The organism is uncultured Agitococcus sp. (assembly GCF_937920075.1).
GTDB lineage: Bacteria > Pseudomonadota > Gammaproteobacteria > Pseudomonadales > Moraxellaceae > Agitococcus.
The window spans coordinates 1-2,443 of sequence record NZ_CALETI010000277.1 but is presented as its reverse complement, the minus strand read 5'-3'; the positions used below and the strand labels follow the sequence as shown (position 1 = coordinate 2,443).

The 2,443-nt window shown below is 39.9% G+C and carries 2 protein-coding genes; one reads left to right on the top strand and one right to left on the bottom strand.

Annotated features, from left to right (window positions below; genetic code table 11):
• Positions 1 to 94 precede the first annotated feature (94 nt).
• Positions 95 to 919, bottom strand: a complete 825-nt coding sequence (locus tag Q0212_RS09685; RefSeq protein ID WP_297924869.1) for a PaaX family transcriptional regulator C-terminal domain-containing protein — start codon at positions 917 to 919, stop codon at positions 95 to 97.
• Between the two features lie 174 nt (positions 920 to 1,093).
• Here Q0212_RS09685 and Q0212_RS09680 point away from each other — a divergent pair.
• On the top strand, positions 1,094 to 2,443 hold a 1,350-nt coding region (locus Q0212_RS09680), incomplete at its 3' end, for a PIF1 family DEAD/DEAH box helicase (RefSeq protein WP_297924868.1).

The window sequence follows — 2,443 nt, the reverse complement described above, 5'->3', positions numbered from 1 at the left end:
ACACAAAGCCTATTTGTTCTACAATAAGTAGGTTTTGATAAGTTTTATGGAACGGGAGATGCAGACATTTTAACTGCTCCTGAATTATTTAGGCTCACTCTGAAAACTCCATCTCCTTGTGGGAGAGGGGCGGGGTGAGGGATACCGCAATCAATTTGCGCCAAATCAAATGACCTGCGTGGTCAAATGCGTATACCGCTTCCACAAAACGATGACGCTCAGCGACATCGACCCACGGCTCAGGTAATAACGGGTCAAACACCACTTGGCGAATGGCTTTACTACCCAGTAAAAAAGATTCTCGTGCTGCCACATCAGGCTCTAAACTTGGCGCATGGGCTAACCAATCAGCCATTTGTTGTTGTAATTGGCGATATTGTTGATTAAGCGCAGCCCCATTCCACAATTGGCTAATGCGTGTTTGTTCTTGTTCGCTAAACTGATTGGCATAAAAAACAAGGGCTTGTGCTTCTAAACCTAACCGACATAAACGTTGACGAATCTGACTCAAATTTTCATCAATATTATCAGGCCGCAAATAAAAGCCTGTTTCTAAACTCGCAAAACCCAACATCGCTAAAGCGCGTTCACGTTTGCGTAAGGCAGCACGGTCGGTGCGGCCTAAATGTTGTGTTAAAACTGCAATATAGCCACCTTGCCACGGCCTAATACGTTGCTCAGCTGTACGCCATGTCGCGACTTCACCTGCCAATTGTAATGCCGATGCACTTAAACGATAAGTGCCACGGCCTGCGGCTTCAATCAAACCATCGGCAGAGGCACGCGCCAAAGCCACCCGTACACTGTTGTCGCTTAGGCCAAATAAACGACAGGCAGAAATAGCACCACGCACCGACAAAGGTGTGTCCTCAGTGGCAAGTAATAAATCTAAGATCAAATTTTTGGCATTTAGCTTCATTTGTTACAAAAAAATAAATTAGTTGATATTTTTTGTAATATTACATAAATTAAATGTTAATGCAATTATTTGTAATTTTAAAAATGTCGTTTTGATTTCTGAAAATCAACAATCGAGCTATAAAATCCTTTAAGCTATCATGCAGTTAATCAGTTTTAGAATTAGTTACTTTGTATGAAACAAGCAACCGCATTAAATATCCTCAAAGCAGGGCATAATGTCTTTTTGACAGGCTCTGCTGGTGCAGGAAAAACCTATACGCTTAATCAATACATTCACTATTTACGTGCTCGTAAAGTACCCGTTGCCATGACCGCTTCAACAGGGATTGCGGCCACTCACATGAATGGCATGACGATTCATGCGTGGTCAGGTATTGGTATTAAAGACAGTTTGGATGACGACGAATTAACACGAATGTTTGAAAGAAAATATTTGCGTAGCCAAATAGATAGAGCCGAAATTTTAATTATTGATGAAATTTCCATGCTGCATGCTCGCCAATTGGACATGGTCAATCAAGTCTTAAAATTTTTTAGAAATACTGATGCGGCTTTTGGCGGTTTACAAGTGGTGGTTGCTGGTGATTTTTTTCAATTACCGCCAGTAGGGAAAAACCAAGAAAGCAATCGTGATAAATTTGCTTTTATGTCAACAGCATGGCAAGAGGCCAAGTTTAATATTTGTTATTTAACTGAGCAGCATCGCCAACAAAACAATAGCTTAAATACCATTCTTAATGAAATACGCGCCCAACAAGTTTCAACAGAAAGTGTGCAATTATTAAGGCAAACCCGTCAGCAAAAATTAGAAGCTGATATTACCCGTTTGTTTACCCATAATGTTGATGTTGAACAAATTAACCAACGTTATATGAATAGTATTAATCAAAAGTCCTATGTATTTAATGCCGAAGTCAAAGGTAACGAAAAGTTAGTACAAACCTTGATTAGCAACGTTCGTGCACCCCAACAATTAGTTCTAAAATTGGGTGCAAAAGTGATGTTTGTTAAAAACAATATGGAAAGTGGTTATATTAATGGCACTTTAGGTGAGGTTGTTGATTTTATTGAAGAAGATGGCCAAACCTTACCTAAAGTCAAATTACGAGATGGCACTCATTTATATGTTACACCCGAAACATGGTCGATTGATAATGACAGTGCTAAACCATTAGCCAGTTATAGCCAAATTCCCTTGTGTTTGGCGTGGGCGATTACTGTACACAAAAGCCAAGGCATGACGCTAGAAGCGGCTGAAATTGATTTAAGTCAAACCTTTGAGCAAGGCCAAGGTTATGTGGCGCTGTCACGGTTAAAAACCTTGGATGGTTTACGTTTGTTGGGCTTAAATGATGTTGCTTTACAATTGGATAGTTTGGCTCTAAAAGCAGATAAACGTTTTTTAGAGTTATCCAATCAAGCCGAACAAATTTGGGCAGACAAAGACGCAAGCCAATTACATAAAGATTTTATTAGACGTTGTGGTGGCAGTATTGATGTTGATGAAATTGCAGATCGGAAG

Excerpts from the sequence above, each read along its gene's own strand:
- Q0212_RS09685 (WP_297924869.1), bottom strand. The coding sequence starts at position 919 with ATGAAGCTAAATGCCAAAAATTTGATCTTAGATTTATTACTTGCCACT.